The sequence below is a fragment of the Rhizobium sp. CSW-27 genome (genome assembly GCF_018760785.1).
Taxonomy (GTDB): Bacteria; Pseudomonadota; Alphaproteobacteria; order Rhizobiales; family Rhizobiaceae; genus Neorhizobium.
On the sequence record NZ_JAHHZO010000009.1, the window covers coordinates 128972 to 143728 of the forward strand.

12 protein-coding genes are annotated in these 14757 nt (G+C 64.4%); 6 read left to right on the forward strand and 6 right to left on the reverse strand.

The genetic code is table 11. The features are described 5' to 3' along the window. Positions 1–27 precede the first annotated feature (27 nt). Positions 28–1095, reverse strand: coding sequence for a LacI family DNA-binding transcriptional regulator (locus tag KLP42_RS17695; RefSeq protein WP_215568275.1), 1068 nt, complete (start codon positions 1093–1095; stop codon positions 28–30). A 587-nt stretch (positions 1096–1682) separates the two neighbouring features. On the opposite strand from KLP42_RS17695, the gene KLP42_RS17700 reads away from it, so the two are divergent. The 5 genes from KLP42_RS17700 to KLP42_RS17720 all read left to right on the forward strand — a co-directional run bounded on the left by KLP42_RS17700 (position 1683) and on the right by KLP42_RS17720 (position 7071). Beyond that, complete coding sequence (locus KLP42_RS17700) at positions 1683–3278, forward strand: ABC transporter substrate-binding protein (RefSeq protein ID WP_215568276.1); 1596 nt, start codon at positions 1683–1685, stop codon at positions 3276–3278. Positions 3279–3440: 162 nt separating this feature from the next. Next, the gene (locus tag KLP42_RS17705) at positions 3441–4445 is read left to right on the forward strand and encodes an ABC transporter permease subunit (protein ID WP_215568277.1); all 1005 of its coding nucleotides are present in this window, start codon (positions 3441–3443) and stop codon (positions 4443–4445) included. Between the two features lie 15 nt (positions 4446–4460). Continuing rightward, positions 4461–5369 carry an ABC transporter permease subunit gene (locus KLP42_RS17710; protein WP_215568278.1) on the forward strand — a complete coding sequence of 303 codons (909 nt, stop codon included), beginning with the start codon at positions 4461–4463 and terminating at the stop codon, positions 5367–5369. A gap of 2 nt (positions 5370–5371) precedes the next feature. Further along, positions 5372–6223, forward strand: a complete 852-nt coding sequence (locus KLP42_RS17715) for an ABC transporter ATP-binding protein (RefSeq protein ID WP_215568279.1) — start codon at positions 5372–5374, stop codon at positions 6221–6223. Beyond that, on the forward strand, positions 6220–7071 hold the full coding sequence (locus KLP42_RS17720) for a dipeptide ABC transporter ATP-binding protein (RefSeq protein WP_215568280.1): 852 nt from the start codon (positions 6220–6222) through the stop codon (positions 7069–7071). Before KLP42_RS17715 ends, KLP42_RS17720 begins: the two co-directional genes overlap by 4 nt. A 49-nt stretch (positions 7072–7120) precedes the next feature. Here the strand turns inward: KLP42_RS17720 and KLP42_RS17725 are convergent, their stop codons facing one another. Next, the gene (locus KLP42_RS17725; RefSeq protein WP_215568281.1) at positions 7121–7696 is read right to left on the reverse strand and encodes a DUF1349 domain-containing protein; all 576 of its coding nucleotides are present in this window, start codon (positions 7694–7696) and stop codon (positions 7121–7123) included. A gap of 62 nt (positions 7697–7758) precedes the next feature. On the opposite strand from KLP42_RS17725, the gene recQ reads away from it, so the two are divergent. Then, a complete protein-coding gene (recQ, locus tag KLP42_RS17730; RefSeq protein WP_215568282.1) occupies positions 7759–9621 on the forward strand; it encodes a DNA helicase RecQ in 1863 nt (620 codons plus the stop codon). Between the two features lie 32 nt (positions 9622–9653). Here recQ and KLP42_RS17735 read toward each other — a convergent pair whose 3' ends face one another. The 4 genes from KLP42_RS17735 to KLP42_RS17750 are packed head-to-tail and all read right to left on the reverse strand — an operon-like array spanning position 9654 to position 14757. Further along, positions 9654–11054 (reverse strand): mannitol dehydrogenase family protein, encoded by a 1401-nt coding sequence (locus KLP42_RS17735; RefSeq protein ID WP_215568365.1) that lies wholly within the window; start codon positions 11052–11054, stop codon positions 9654–9656. Between the two features lie 2 nt (positions 11055–11056). Then, positions 11057–12283: a mannonate dehydratase gene (gene uxuA, locus KLP42_RS17740; protein ID WP_215568283.1), complete on the reverse strand. Its 1227-nt coding sequence runs from the start codon at positions 12281–12283 to the stop codon at positions 11057–11059. Between the two features lie 9 nt (positions 12284–12292). Continuing rightward, positions 12293–13351 carry an L-idonate 5-dehydrogenase gene (locus tag KLP42_RS17745; RefSeq protein ID WP_215568284.1) on the reverse strand — a complete coding sequence of 353 codons (1059 nt, stop codon included), beginning with the start codon at positions 13349–13351 and terminating at the stop codon, positions 12293–12295. After that, complete coding sequence (locus tag KLP42_RS17750) at positions 13351–14757, reverse strand: TRAP transporter large permease (RefSeq protein ID WP_215568285.1); 1407 nt, start codon at positions 14755–14757, stop codon at positions 13351–13353. Before KLP42_RS17750 ends, KLP42_RS17745 begins: the two co-directional genes overlap by 1 nt.

Here is a 14757-nt window from a genome sequence, read left to right on the forward strand (position 1 = left end):
CTTTCCGCTGCGAGAGGCATCTGCGCCTCAGCAGACGGCCTCGGGCCGCCGGCAGCTTTCCCGCCAGACCATTTCGGTCGGAATGACCACATGCTTGGGGTAGCAACGCCCCTGGATCCGCTCGATCAGCAGGTCCACGGCCGTTTCGCCGATCGGCTCGCTGAGGATGCGCATGGTGGACAGCGGCGGATTGAGGAATTGCGCGACCGGAATATCGTTGTAGGAGGCGACCGCAATATCCGCCGGGACCGACAGCCCGGCCTCCTGGATGGCCCGGTAGGCGCCAATCGCCATGTTGTCGTTGGCAGTGATCAGGGCATCCGGCCGCTCGGGTTGCGACAGCACCACCTTCGCCTGTTCATATCCCACCTCCAGCCGCAGATTCTGGCCATGGTCGCCATGATCGGCCAGCGCCATCAGCCGCGCGTCGAAAAGTCCGCGCTCCCGCTGCCAGTTGATATAGGCGCTGCAGCGCCGCTCGCCGAACCTTCGGCCATCGGCGCTGACAGGATCATGCGCCCCGATGAAGGCGATCCGGCGGTATCCGGCCGTAAACAGTCCGTCGAGGATCTTTCGGGTGGCAAGGCCGAGATCGCAGCAGACGTGATCGATCGTCTCGCGGCGCGGCACGAAATCGGCAAAAACCAGATGCTGGCAGTGCTGCGACAGCCAGTCGATCTCGGCGCTCGAATGCCGTCCGACCGCGATCACTCCCGACACGCTCTCCAGCAGCGCGTCGGCCGCCAGCGTCTGCGAATGGAACACCTTCACCGGCTCGATGCGCATTTCCCGGCAGCGGTTCTCGATGCCGAGCCTAACGCCGATATAATAGGGATCGGCCAGTTCCTCGGCCGGTTCGAGAAAATGCACGATCGCGATGCGCGGAATGGACAGCACCCGGCTCGGCAATTGCAACGGTCCGGCCAGCGCACGGTTGCGATTGCGCGGCGTGTCGTAGTTCAGCGCTTCCGCCGTCTCGATCACCGCCTGCCGCTTGGCTGGCGAGATGGAGAGCGAGGGATCATAGTTCAGCACGCGCGACACCGTGGCAGGAGAAACCCCCGCGGCCTTCGCAATCTCCTTGATCGTCACCATTGTCTTGTCCGGCAGGTTGCGGACCGCACCGCACCGCATTTAGTAAATTTTTCCCATCCTGTCCTTAGCGCAAGTCAGCCGCATGTCGAAAGCCCCGGCGAACGGCAGCGGCAAAAATTCCGGTCTCTCCCAGACCGACAGGCTCAGACCGCCCCCAGACCGGCACGCCGCAAGCGGCGTCCCCGGCGGCAGAACCTTCCGTCCCTCAGTCATGGCGGCATCCTTCATTCTCACCGGGCCGCGGCTGGCGCGATGTTTTTGCTGCACTGCCGAAGAGTGCGAAATTTTATTTCTCCGGCGTCACCATTCTTTTCGGGTATGGAAAGTACCCAAAAAAATAGTACTATTGACCCGCTGTGATGGCTGATGCCGTCTTTACAAGCCCGGCCTAATGGTATGAGAAAAGCCTGTCAGCGAACGGGGGACCCGGCATTCCGGCCGGAATCGTCCGCTGGCATGGCTAAACAGAAGTCAATTGGTGAGCCAGCGCCCAAGGAAAATATAAGAACGTACAAGCTGCGCCATATCCATATCCACATAAACGGCAAGGGCGCGAATCCGCCTTCCGGCCGATGGGAGACAACTTCATGAAATACAAATTCGGTTTCGCTGCCGCGCTGCTGGCAGCATCCTTCCTGTCCACCGCCGCGAGCGCCAAGACCTTCGTCTTCTGCTCCGAGGGCTCGCCGGAAGGCTTCGACCCGGGCCTCTACACCGCCGGCACCACCTTCGATGCCTCGGCGCACCCGGTCTACAACCGCCTCCTCGAGTTCGAACCGGGCACGACCAAGCCCGTTGCGGCGCTTGCCGAAAGCTGGACCGTCTCGCCGGACGGCAAGGAATATGTCTTCAAGCTGCGCAAGGGCGTGAAGTTCCAGACCACCGACTTCTTCAAGCCGACCCGCACGCTGACGGCCGACGACGTCGTCTTCTCGATCGATCGCCAGATCAACAAGAACAATCCGTGGAACCAGTACGTGCCCGGCACCTCCTGGGAATATGCCGCCGGCATGGGCTTCCCGGAGCTGATCAAGTCGGTGGAAAAGGTCGATGACCTGACGGTGAAGTTCGTGCTGAACCGTCCGGAAGCGCCCTTCCTCGCCAACCTCGCAATGCCGTTCGCTTCGATCATGTCGAAGGAATATGCCGACAGCCTCGACAAGGCCGGCAAGAAGGAACAGCTGAACCAGATGCCGGTCGGCACCGGTCCGTTCACCTTCATCGGCTATCAGCAGGATGCAGTCATCCGCTACCAGAAGAACGCCGACTACTGGGGCAAGGCACCGAAGATCGACGACCTCGTCTTCGCCATCACCACGGATGCCGCCGTTCGCTACCAGAAGCTGAAGGCCGGCGAATGCCACCTGATGCCGTATCCGAACGCTGCCGACGTCAAGTCGATGAAGTCGGATTCGAACCTGAAGGTGATGGAGCAGGAAGGCCTGAACGTCGCCTACCTCGCCTACAACACCACCCAGGCGCCGTTCGACAAGCCGGAAGTGCGCAAGGCGCTGAACAAGGCCATCAACAAGAAGGCCATCGTTGACGCCGTGTTCCAAGGCATGGCGACGCCCGCCAAGAACCCGATCCCGCCGACCATGTGGTCCTACAACGACAAGGTCGAAGACGATACCTACGACCTCGACGCTGCCAAGAAGATGCTGGCCGATGCCGGCGTCAAGGACCTGTCGATGAAGGTATGGGCGATGCCGGTTTCGCGTCCCTACATGCTGAACGCCCGTCGCGCCGCCGAAATCATCCAGGATGATTTCGCCAAGATCGGCGTGAAGGTCGAGATCGTCTCCTACGAATGGGCCGAATACCTGCAGCGTTCGAAGGCAAAGGACCGTGACGGTGCCGCCATGCTCGGCTGGACCGGCGACAACGGCGATCCGGACAACTTCCTCGACACGCTGCTCGGCTGCGATGCCGTCGGCGGCAACAACCGCGCCCAGTGGTGCAACAAGGAGTTCGACGAACTGGTGAAGAAGGCCAAGGTCACCTCCGACCAGGCCGAGCGCACCAAGCTCTACGAACAGGCACAGGTCGTCTTCAAGCGCGAAGCCCCCTGGGCCACGCTCGACCACTCGCTGTCGATCGTTCCGATGCGCAAGGAAGTCACCGGTTTCGTCCAGAGCCCGCTTGGCGACTTCACCTTCGAAAACGTCGACATCACCGAGTAATCCGCTTCACCGGACAAAGACAGGCCGCGGAATGGCGACATTCCGCGGCTTTTCCTCAAGGATCGGCGCTCAGGGAAAGGCGCACGATCCGGGGCTGGACGAGGACCCGGCGAATGGCGGGCCGACCAGACCCAGCTCTCAGAAAAAAGAACAGGTCCATCCATGTTTGGCTTCCTTTTGCGGCGCCTCGCCGTGCTGATCCCGACCTTCATCGGGGTGTCGATCATCGCCTTCGCCTTCATCCGGCTGCTGCCCGGCGATCCGGTGGCACTGCTGTCCGGCGAGCGGGTCATGTCTCCGGAGCGTCACGCGCAGATCAGCGCCCAGCTTGGCCTCGACCGGCCGATGATTGTCCAGTATCTCGATTATCTGGGCGGCGTGCTGCAGGGCGATTTCGGCTCCTCCATCGTCTCCAAGACACCGATCCTCACCCAGTTCATGGCGCTCTTTCCCGCCACCGTGGAACTGTCCTTCTGCGCCATCCTGATTGCCGTGGTGATCGGCATTCCCGCCGGCGTGATCGCCGCCATCAAGCGCGGCTCGGCCATCGACCAGTCGATGATGGGCATTGCCCTTGTCGGCTATTCGATGCCGATCTTCTGGTGGGGCCTGCTGCTGATCATCCTGTTTTCCGGCATCCTGCAATGGACCCCGGTCTCCGGCCGCATTTCGCTGATGTATTTCTTCAAGCCGGTGACCGGCTTCATGCTGATCGACGCGCTGCTCTCCGGCCAGAAGGGTGCGTTCTCCTCGGCCGTCAGCCACCTGATCCTGCCCTCGATCGTACTGGCCACGATCCCGCTTGCGGTCATCGCGCGGCAGACGCGCTCGGCCATGCTGGAAGTGCTGTCGGAAGATTACATCCGCACGGCGCGCGCCAAGGGGCTTTCGCCGTTTCGCGTCGTCAGCCTGCATGCGCTGCGCAATGCCATGATCCCGGTCATCACCACGATCGGCCTGCAGATCGGCGTGATGCTCGCCGGCGCCATCCTGACCGAAACCATCTTCTCCTGGCCGGGCATCGGCAAGTGGATGGTGGATAGCGTGTTCCGCCGCGATTACCCCGTCATCCAGGGCGGCCTGCTCCTGATTGCCGGCATCATCATGGTGGTGAACCTGATCGTGGACGTGCTCTACGGCCTCATCAATCCACGCATCCGCCACTAAGAAGGAAGAAATCCCATGGCAGACACAACTAAGGCCCAGCCGGTAAGCAGCGCGGCGCTTCGACGCCAGATGCTCGCCGAATTCTGGTTCTACTTTTCCGAAAACCGCGGCGCGGTCATCGGCCTCTTCGTCTTCGTCGCACTTATCTTCGTCGCGGTCTTCGCCTCCGTGATTGCGCCGCATTCGCCCTTCGAACAGTATCGCGATGCCGTTCTCGTGCCGCCGGCCTGGCTGGAAGGTGGCAGTGCCACCTACCTGCTCGGCACCGATGCGGTCGGCCGCGACATCCTCTCGCGCCTGATCTATGGCGCGCAATATTCGCTGTTCATCGGCCTCTTCGTCACCACGCTGTCGCTCACCGGCGGAATCCTGGTCGGCCTGATCGCCGGTTATTACCGCGGCTGGGTCGATACGGTGATCATGCGCCTGATGGACATCATCCTCGCCTTCCCGTCGCTGCTTTTGGCGCTCGTGCTCGTCGCGATCCTCGGACCCAGCCTGACGAACGGCATGATCGCGATCGCCTTGACGCTGCAGCCGCATTTCGTGCGCCTGACCCGTGCGGCGGTGATGGCGGAATTGACGCGGGACTACGTGACCGCCGCCCGCATTTCCGGCGCCGGTCCGTTCCGCCTGATGTTCCGCACCATTTTGCCGAACTGCACGGCGCCGCTGATTGTCCAGGCGACGCTCTCGTTTTCGAACGCCATTCTCGATGCGGCAGCGCTTGGCTTCCTTGGCATGGGCGCCCAGCCGCCGGCGCCCGAATGGGGCACGATGCTGGCGGAAGCCCGCGAGTTCATCCTGCGGGCCTGGTGGGTCGTCACCTTCCCCGGGCTTGCCATCCTCATCACCGTTCTTGCCATCAACCTGATGGGCGACGGCCTGCGCGATGCGCTCGATCCGAAAATGAAGAGGTCCTGATCATGGCGCTTCTCGACATTCAAAACCTCACCGTCGAATTCGAAACCGCCACCGGCTGGTTCAAGGCCGTGGACGGCGTATCGCTCTCGGTCGACGAGGGCGAAGTGCTGGCCATCGTCGGCGAAAGCGGCTCCGGCAAGTCGGTCTCGATGCTCGCCGTCATGGGCCTTCTGCCTTGGACCGCGAAGATCACCGCCGACCGCATGCTCTTCCAGGGGCGCGATATCCGCGCGCTCTCCGATGGCGAACGACGCAAGCTGATCGGCAAGGACATGGCGATGATCTTCCAGGAGCCGATCGCCAGCCTCAATCCCTGCTTCACCGTCGGTTTCCAGATCGAGGAAGTGCTGCGCATCCACATGGGGATGGGCAAAAAGGAACGCCGTGCCCGGGCGATCGAGCTCTTCACCCAGGTCGGCCTTCCGAACCCGGCGGAACGCCTCAACCACTTCCCGCACCAGATGTCGGGCGGCCAGTGCCAGCGCGTGATGATCGCAATCGCCATTGCCTGCAATCCGAAACTCCTGATCGCCGACGAACCGACGACGGCGCTCGACGTGACGATCCAGAAACAGATCCTTGATCTTCTGATGTCGCTGCAGGCCGAACACGGCATGGGCCTGATCATGATCACCCACGACATGGGCGTGGTGGCAGAAACCGCCGACCGGGTGATCGTGCAGTACAAGGGCCGCAAGATGGAAGAGGCCGACGTGCTCTCGCTCTTCGAGGCGCCTAAGAACGCCTATACCCGCGCACTGCTCTCCGCCCTGCCGGAAAATGCCACCGGCGAGCGCCTGAGCACGGTTTCGGATTTCATGACGGCGGACGAACTGGCCGGAGGCACACGATGACGGCGACGGAAAACAACGCGGTTCCCATGCTGGAAATCCGCAACATCAAGCAGGACTACCACGTGCCGCAGGGCCTCTTCAAACCGGAGAAGGTCGTGCATGCGGTGAAGGGCGTTTCCTTCAAGCTCGACGCCGGCAAGACGCTCGCCATCGTCGGTGAAAGCGGTTGCGGCAAGTCGACACTGGCGCGCATCCTCACCTTCATCGACCAGCCGACGGCCGGCGAACTGCTGATCGAGGGCAAGCCGGTCGATACCCGCCCCGGGCATCTCTCGGCCGAGATGCGCCGCAAGGTGCAGATCGTCTTCCAGAACCCCTATGGCTCGCTGAACCCGCGCCAGAAGATCGGCGATGTTCTGGGGGAACCGCTCGCCATCAACACCAAGATGTCGGCAGCGGAGCGCCGCGAGCGGGCGACCGAAATGCTGGTCAAGGTCGGCCTCGGCCCGGAGCATTACAACCGCTATCCGCACATGTTCTCCGGTGGCCAGCGCCAGCGCATCGCGATTGCCCGCGCGCTGATGCTGAACCCGAAGCTTCTTGTGCTGGACGAGCCGGTCTCGGCACTCGATCTTTCGGTGCAGGCACAGGTGCTGAACCTGCTTGCCGACCTGCAGGAAGAGTTCGGCCTGACCTATGTCTTCATCAGTCACGACCTCTCGGTGGTGAAGTACATCGCCGACGAGGTGATGGTGATGTATTACGGCGAGGCGGTGGAATACGGCAGCCGCGAGGCGGTGTTCGAGGCACCGAGCCACGCCTATACGCGCACCCTGTTTGCCGCAACGCCACGGGCGGACGTCGAGTCGATCCGCGCCCGCATCGCACGCAAGAAGGCGAACGCCTGATCGACGCCTTTCGGAAGCCGGCGGCCTCCGTCGCCGGCTTCTACCTCACTCAGGTGAGATCGTGCAGATCCTTGCCCGATGGCTCGGTCACCGTGAAATCGGAAAACAGAACTTCGAGCCCCTGCCGTTCCGGCGTGCAGCACATCGGACCGACCCGATAGGTTTCGGCAACCGGGAAGGGCGAGAGACGCATCAGCGGCCAGTGCCGGCCATCGGCGGAATATTGCAGCCTCAGCCAGCCCGCATCGACCGTCACCCGTAAATGGAGGTCGGACGGATCGCCGGCATAGGGTCCGGTCGCCCAGTCGGACTGGCCGAGCGTCAGCACGCTGCCGAGGCAGGCCACGCCGTCGGAAAATTCGATGCCGGCCTTCAGCCAGTGGTTCTCGTCGATGCGCACCATCAGGCCGGCCTGATCGTAGAGCTGGTCATAACGCGCCCGGATCCGCATCTGGGCCGCGAAGCCGCCGGTGCGGGCAAGGCCGAAGAAATGTCCGCTGTCGCGCGCAAAGCCGTAATAGGTCGTCTGCCAGAAATCGCTCTTCGCATCGGTCGTGACGTGCAGGCCCTTTTCCGTTAGGGACCAGTTCTGCGGCACGTTCAGCCATTCGCAGGCCTCGAACATGTCTTTCCTCCCTCGCCGTTTGCTGATGTACATAAACACTGACTCGTGACGAAAGCGAAGCCATGCCCCGACACCAGACAGAGACCGACCGCCTTTTCGAGACCGATGGCCTGCGGCATCCGCTCGCAGTGCTGCGCGAAGTCTATGGCTATACGGCCTTTCGCGGGCGGCAGGCGGAGGTGGTCGCCGCGGTCACCGCAGGACGCGATGCCGTGGTGCTGTTTCCGACAGGGGCGGGCAAATCGCTGTGTTTCCAGATCCCGGCGCTCTGCCGGGAGGGCGTCGGCATCGTCGTCTCGCCGCTGATTGCCCTGATGCGCGATCAGGTGGAAGCGCTGAAGCAGCTCGGCGTGCGGGCTGCGGCGCTGAACTCGTCTCTGACCCGGGAGGACTACGTCGCGGTGCGGCGCGCGCTCGACCGCCGGGAACTCGACCTGCTCTACGTGACACCGGAGCGCACGGTGACGCCGGGCTTCCGCGAGATGCTCGACCAGACGAAGATTGCCCTGTTTGCCATCGACGAGGCGCATTGCGTTTCGCAATGGGGCCATGATTTCCGGCCGGAATATCGTGAACTCGGCCAGCTGGCGAGGCTTTATCCCGGCGTGCCACGCGTGGCGCTGACGGCCACCGCCGATCCGCATACCCGCGAGGATATCATCGAACGGCTGGCGCTGCAGGGCGCGCAGGTGTTTACCACCTCCTTCGATCGGCCGAACATTACCTACGAGATCGTCGAACGCGACCAGCCACGCCAGCAATTGCTGCGCTTCCTGTCGCGCCACAAGGGATCGAGCGGCATCGTCTACTGCCTGTCGCGCGCCAAGGTGGAAGACACAGCCGACTGGCTGAACGCGCAGGGCATCCGGGCACTGCCCTATCATGCCGGCATGGAGCGGGAGAAGCGCGACGCGCATCAGGATGCCTTTCTGAAGGAAGAAGATCTCTGCCTCGTGGCAACCGTCGCGTTCGGCATGGGCATCGACAAGCCGAACGTTCGCTATGTCGCCCATCTCGACCTGCCGGGCTCGGTGGAGGCCTATTACCAGGAAACCGGCCGCGCCGGCCGCGACGGATTGCCCTCGGAAGTCTGGATGGCCTACGGCATGGCCGATGTCATCCAGCGCGGACGCATGATCGACGAGGGCGGATCGAGCGACGACATCAAGCGGGTGGAACGCGCCAAGCTGAACGCGCTGCTTGCCATCTGCGAGACACCGGGCTGCCGCCGGCAGGCGATCCTCGCGCATTTCGGCGAGGCGCATGCCGGCCGCTGCGGCAATTGCGATACCTGCCTGAAACCGGTCGAAACCTGGGATGGCACGGACGCCGCGATCAAGGCGCTCGCCGCCATCTATCGCACCGGCGAACGCTTCGGCACCGGACACCTGATCGACGTGCTGCTCGGCACCGTCAACGAGAAGACAACTCGCTTCGGCCATGTGGACATGCCGGTTTTCGGCGCCGGCAAGGATCTCGCGGCCAAGACCTGGCAATCGGTATTCCGCCAGCTGCTGGCGACGGGGCTGATCAGCGTCGACCATGCGGCCTTCGGCGCGTTGAAGCTGGAGGAATCCGCCCGCGCCGTCTTCAAGCGGGAACGGGAGGTGCGTTTCCGCGTCGACCGCCCGACCAAGGGCAAGGCTGCCCGCAATGCTTCGGCGAGTTCAGCCAATGCCCGCTCGGCGCTCGAGGGCGACGACATGGCGCTGTTCGAAACGCTGCGCGCCGCCCGCATGGAGCTGGCGCGCGAGCTTGCCGTACCGCCCTACCTGATCTTTCCGGACACCACGCTGGTCGCCTTCTCCAAGGAACGCCCGATGACGCCGGACGACATGCTCAGCATTTCCGGCGTCGGCCCTTCCAAGCTCGAACGCTATGGCGAGACTTTTCTTGACCTCATCCGGGAGCATGGCGGCGCCTGACAAGGCAGCGCCGCGACCTGATCGTTCTGCGGTCAGATCCTCGTCAGCGCTTCCGCCACACGCTCCCGCCAGGCGGCATTCTGAACCAGCGCTTCCGGAAACAGGCCGGGCAGGGCGAAAAAGGCATCCGGCGAGCCGGTCTCGGCCGAGCGGCGACCGGCGGCGCGAAGCTCGTCCGCCCGCGGGTCCTCCAGAAGGTCGGTGGTGCGGATGTAGTCGATCCAGAACGCGGTTGCCTCGGCAAATTCCACCGCTTGATCACCATGCGCCAGCGCATCGACGGTGGCGGCAAAGATGCGCTGCGGCATCTTCTGGCTTCCATCCATGGCGATCTGCTTGGTCTTGTGGGCAATCGTCGGATTGCTGAAGCGGGCGATCAGTTCCGCCTGATAGGCATCGAGATCGATGCCCGGCACCGGATCCAGCGTGCGGGCCGAGGCTGCCATGTGGCGGCGAACGCGCGCCGCATGTTCCGGCACCGCCATCACGTCGCGCACAAAGGCAAGACCCTTCAACTGGCCGAGATAGGCGAGCATGGAGTGGGCGCCGTTGAGAAGCCGGAGCTTCATCTTCTCATAGGGCTCGACCGTCTCCACAAACAGGGCACCGGCCTTTTCCCAGGCCGGGCGGTCGCTGGCGAAGCGATCCTCGATCACCCATTGCAGGAAGGGCTCGGTATCGAGCGCCAGCCGATCCTCGGCGCCCAGCAGTTCGGCCGCCCGCGACAGCGTTTCCGCGGTGGCGGCCGGCACGATGCGGTCGACCATGGTGCAGGGGAATGCGCCCTCGGCGGCAATCCAGTCCGCGAGGAGGGGGTCGCGCCGGGTCGCCATGTCCAGCACCAGCCGGCGCACGACGCGACCATTGGTCGGCAGGTTGTCGCAGCAGAGAACGGTGAAGGGCGCGGTGCCCGCCCGCCGCCGCCGCGCCAGCCCCTCGACCAGAAAGCCGATCGCTCCGGTTGGAGCCTCCGGATCGGCGAGATCGGCTGCGATGGCGGGATGGGCAAGGTCGAGCCCGCCGGTGACGGGATCGAGGCCATAGGCCTTTTCCGTCACCGTCAGCGTCACGATCCGCGTGTCGGGGCTTTCGAGGCGGGCGAGCAGGTTCTCGCGCTCATCGGCTGCCGAGATGCCGCCGATGACCGAACCAACAAGGCGCATCTGTGGACCGCTCGCATCGCGCGCCGTCACGGTGAACAGATGGTCCTGCCGGCGCAGATCCTCCACCGCCTGACGCGAGCGCAGGCTGACCCCGATGATGCCCCAGTCGCCAAACTCCTCGGCGAGCGCGAGGTCGGTATAGACCGCCTGATGGGCACGGTGAAAGGCGCCGAAACCGAGATGCACGATGCCGGGCTTCAGCCGCTGCCGGTCGAAGCCCGGGGACAGAACGCCGGCGGGCAGGGGTGTGGCGGAGGTGAGGGGCTGCATGCTCATGACAATCCTGATGCGGTTTGGCCGGTGGCGGCGAGGCCGAAGGCCCGGTGGGAGAGGGCGCGTTCGATGCCGCGCAGTTCGGCAAGTCCCTTGAGGCGGCCGATGGCGGGATAGCCAGGCTGCGCGCTGCGCGTGAGATCGTCGAGAATTTCCTGCCCATGGTCCGGGCGCATGGGGATCTGGTGATCAGTGCGACCTTCCGCCTTGCGCCGAGCCTCCTCGGCCAGGAGTTCGGCGATCACCGCCACCATGTCCGTATCGCCTTCCAGGTGCTCGTCCTCGAAGAAGGAGCAGGGAGTGCGCTCTTCCTCGCGGCGCACATTGCGCAGATGGACGAAGTGGATGCGCGAGGCGAAACGGCGCGCCATCGCCGGCAGGTCGTTATCGGCGCGCGCGCCGAGCGAACCGGTGCAGAAGGTCATGCCATTGGCGGGATGATCCACGGCCGCCAGCATCTCGGCATAATCCTCTGCGGTCGAGAGAATCCGTGGCAGGCCGAGCAGCGCCCATGGCGGATCATCCGGGTGCGCGCAGATGTTGATGCCCGCCTGCTCGGCAACGGGGACCACTTCGGCCAGGAAATCGAAGAGATTCCGCTTGAGGCGCTGCCGGTCGATACCGGCATAGGTTTCGAGCAGGCCGAGCAGTTGCGGCAGGCTGTAGCCATCGGCAGAGCCGGGCAGGCCGGCGCCGATATTGCGCGACAGGGCAGTGCGGCGTGCCTCGTCCATCGCGCCGAAGCGATCCGCTGCCTCGGCGCGCGTGTCTGCGTCGTAATCGCCTTCGGCGCCGGGGCGCTGCAGCAGGTGCAGGTCGAAGGCCGCGAAGTCTATGCGGTCGAAACGCATGGCTCTCGCACCGTGGCGGGCGCTCCAGCGCAGCTCCGTGCGCGTCCAGTCGAGGATCGGCATGAAATTATAGCAGACCGTGCGGATGCCGGCCGCCCCCAGCCGGCGCAGGGTTTCCTGCCAGTTGGCGACATGCAGGCGCCACTCGCCGGTCTGCGTCTTGATACTTTCCGATACCGGCACGCTTTCCACCACGTCCCAGACGAGCCCGCCCGCGACAATCTCCGCCTGACGGCGGGCGATCTCCTCGACGGGCCAGACCTCGCCGGTCGGAATGTGATGCAGGGCGCTGACGATGCCGACAGCACCCGCCTGCGCCGCATCCGTCACGCTCACCCGGTCGATCGGGCCAAACCAGCGCCAGGTATGTCTCATCAGAAAACCTCAGGAGAGAAAATGCAGTTGAACCTTGCAGGCCACCGTGCGGTCGCCCGCCTGCCGGAAGGCGGCATCGGCCTCTTCCAGCGCAAAGCTGTGGGAGAGAATGGGCCGCACGTCGATGCGGCGTGCGGCGATGTGGCCAACGGCCTCGGCAAACTCGCTGTCGAAGCGCTGCGAGCCGATCATGGTGATCTCCTTGCCGACCAGGGCATTGAGCGGCAGCCTGATATCGCCCGTCACGCCCACCTGCACGATGGTGCCACGCGGGCGCACGGTAGCGATCGCGGCCCGCAACGCCGGTTCGGCGGCAGAGCATTCGAAGACCACGTCGAATTGTCCCTTGTCGGCCTCGTAGGCAGAGAGCAGGTCCGGCCGCTCGGCTACGTTGATGATGCCGGTCGCGCCCATGGCCAGCGCGCGCTGAAGTGCGGCATCGGCCAGATCGGTGGCGATCACCTCCCCGGCGCCCGCATGCCGGGCCGCCGCCACCACCAGCGCGCCGATGGGGCCGGAGCCGGTCACGAGCACCCGCTTTCCGGAAAGATCGCCGGCGCGCGACACCGCATGCAGGCAGACTGCAAGCGGCTCGGCGCAGGCCGCTTCCTGCGGGCTGACCAGTGCGCCGGCCGGCAGGCACTGGCGGGCCGGCACGACCATCCAGTCCCGAAACAGCCCCTGCGCATGCGGCAGCCGCATGGCGCTGCCCATGAACTGCATGTCGAGGCAATGAATGGGAAGATCTTCCGCGCAGAACCGGCAGTGACCGCAGGGCTGGCTCGGATTGATGGCGACCAGGTCTCCCGGCGCCAGATGCGAGACGCCATCCCCCCGCGCCGCCACATGGCCGGCGGCCTCGTGGCCCGGAATGATCGGCTCGCGCACGCGGATCGGCCCAAAGCCGCCGTCCTGGTAGTAATGCAGGTCGGAGCCGCAGATGCCGGCGGCCGCCATCTTCAGAAGCACCTCCCCCGGGCCGGGGGAGGCAAGCGCCATGGTTTCCACCCGGATGTCGCGGGTGTCGTGAAGCCGCGCAACGCGGGTCTGTCGTGCCCTGTCCTCCATCAGCGGATCAGCCCCAGTTCCTTCGGCAGCCACAGGGTGATGGACGGCACGAAGGTGATCAGCAGCAGCGCGACGAAGAGCGGCACCAGCCAGGGCAGGATCGCCATCGTCGTGCGTTCCACCGAGAGCTTTGCCACGCGCGACAGCACGAACAGCACCATGCCAAGCGGCGGATGCAGGAGTCCGATCATCAGGTTCAGCGTCATGATCAGGCCGAAATGCACCGGATCGATGCCGAACTTGGCCACCAGCGGCAGCAGGATCGGCACCAGGATGCTGATCGCGGCAATGGTATCGAGGAAGCAGCCGATGAACAGCATCAGCAGGTTCACCAGAAGCAGGAAGACCCACTTGTTGGTAGTAATGCTGAGAATGGCATCCGAGAGCAGCTGCGCTGCCTGGCTGACGGTCAGGAGCCAGGCGAAGATCGAGGCGGCGGTGACGATGAACAGCACCGAGGCCGTCGTCTCGATGGTGTCGAAGGTGGAGCGGGCAAGGCTGGCAAAGGTCATGGTCCGGTAGCGGACGAGGCCAAGGAAGAGCGACCAGAGAACGGCCGCCACCGCCGCTTCCGTCGGCGTGAACCAGCCCATGGTCATGCCGCCGATCAGGATGACCGGCGTCATCAGCGCCATGACGGCGGAAAAGTCGAAGTACCAGTCGAGCGCAAGCAGCACGACGAGGGCGAGCCCCACGGCGAGGTTCATCGACAGCCCGGCCGCCATCAACAGATAGACGGCAACGGGGAAGGACAGCACGATCACCACCTCCAGCGAGGCGGAGAGCAGGCGGCGGATCTCGAAGGGCGAATCCGACCCCCAGCCGCGACGATAGGCAAACAGCGCGACCGTCAGCATCATCAGGACCGTCATCACCACGCCCGGCACGATGCCTGCCATGAACAAGGCACCGATCGAGACATTGGCCATCATGCCATAGATGACGAAGGGCAGGCTCGGCGGGAAGATCGGTCCGAGCGTCGCCGAGGCAGCCGTGACGCCGACGGCGGCCTCCACGGGATAGCCATGATCCTTCATGGCCTTGATCTCGATGGTGCCGATGCCGGCCGCATCGGCAAGCGCGGTGCCGGACATGCCGGAAAAGATCACAGAGCCGATGATGTTGACCTGCGCGAGGCCGCCCTTCATCCAGCCGACCAGCGCCACGGCAAAGGCATAGATGCGGCCGGTGACGCCCGCCGTGTTCATCAGGTTGCCGGCCAGGATGAAGAAGGGCACCGCCAGCAGGGGGAAGCTCTCGACGCCCGCAATCATGCGCTGGGCGGCGATGATATCCGGCGCGACGCCGTAGAAGATGAGGTAGAGCACCGACGCCACCGCCATGGCAATGGCCACCGGCACGCCGACCAGCATGAAGCCGATGAAGGACCCGACAAGCAGAAGCAT

Excerpts from the sequence above, each read along its gene's own strand:
- KLP42_RS17695 (WP_215568275.1), bottom strand. The coding sequence starts at position 1,095 with ATGGTGACGATCAAGGAGATTGCGAAGGCCGCGGGGGTTTCTCCTGCC.
- KLP42_RS17700 (WP_215568276.1), top strand. The coding sequence starts at position 1,683 with ATGAAATACAAATTCGGTTTCGCTGCCGCGCTGCTGGCAGCATCCTTC.
- KLP42_RS17705 (WP_215568277.1), top strand. The coding sequence starts at position 3,441 with ATGTTTGGCTTCCTTTTGCGGCGCCTCGCCGTGCTGATCCCGACCTTC.
- KLP42_RS17710 (WP_215568278.1), top strand. The coding sequence starts at position 4,461 with ATGGCAGACACAACTAAGGCCCAGCCGGTAAGCAGCGCGGCGCTTCGA.
- KLP42_RS17715 (WP_215568279.1), top strand. The coding sequence starts at position 5,372 with ATGGCGCTTCTCGACATTCAAAACCTCACCGTCGAATTCGAAACCGCC.
- KLP42_RS17720 (WP_215568280.1), top strand. The coding sequence starts at position 6,220 with ATGACGGCGACGGAAAACAACGCGGTTCCCATGCTGGAAATCCGCAAC.
- KLP42_RS17725 (WP_215568281.1), bottom strand. The coding sequence starts at position 7,696 with ATGTTCGAGGCCTGCGAATGGCTGAACGTGCCGCAGAACTGGTCCCTA.
- recQ (WP_215568282.1), top strand. The coding sequence starts at position 7,759 with ATGCCCCGACACCAGACAGAGACCGACCGCCTTTTCGAGACCGATGGC.
- KLP42_RS17735 (WP_215568365.1), bottom strand. The coding sequence starts at position 11,054 with ATGCAGCCCCTCACCTCCGCCACACCCCTGCCCGCCGGCGTTCTGTCC.
- uxuA (WP_215568283.1), bottom strand. The coding sequence starts at position 12,283 with ATGAGACATACCTGGCGCTGGTTTGGCCCGATCGACCGGGTGAGCGTG.
- KLP42_RS17745 (WP_215568284.1), bottom strand. The coding sequence starts at position 13,351 with ATGGAGGACAGGGCACGACAGACCCGCGTTGCGCGGCTTCACGACACC.
- KLP42_RS17750 (WP_215568285.1), bottom strand. The coding sequence starts at position 14,757 with ATGCTTCTGCTTGTCGGGTCCTTCATCGGCTTCATGCTGGTCGGCGTG.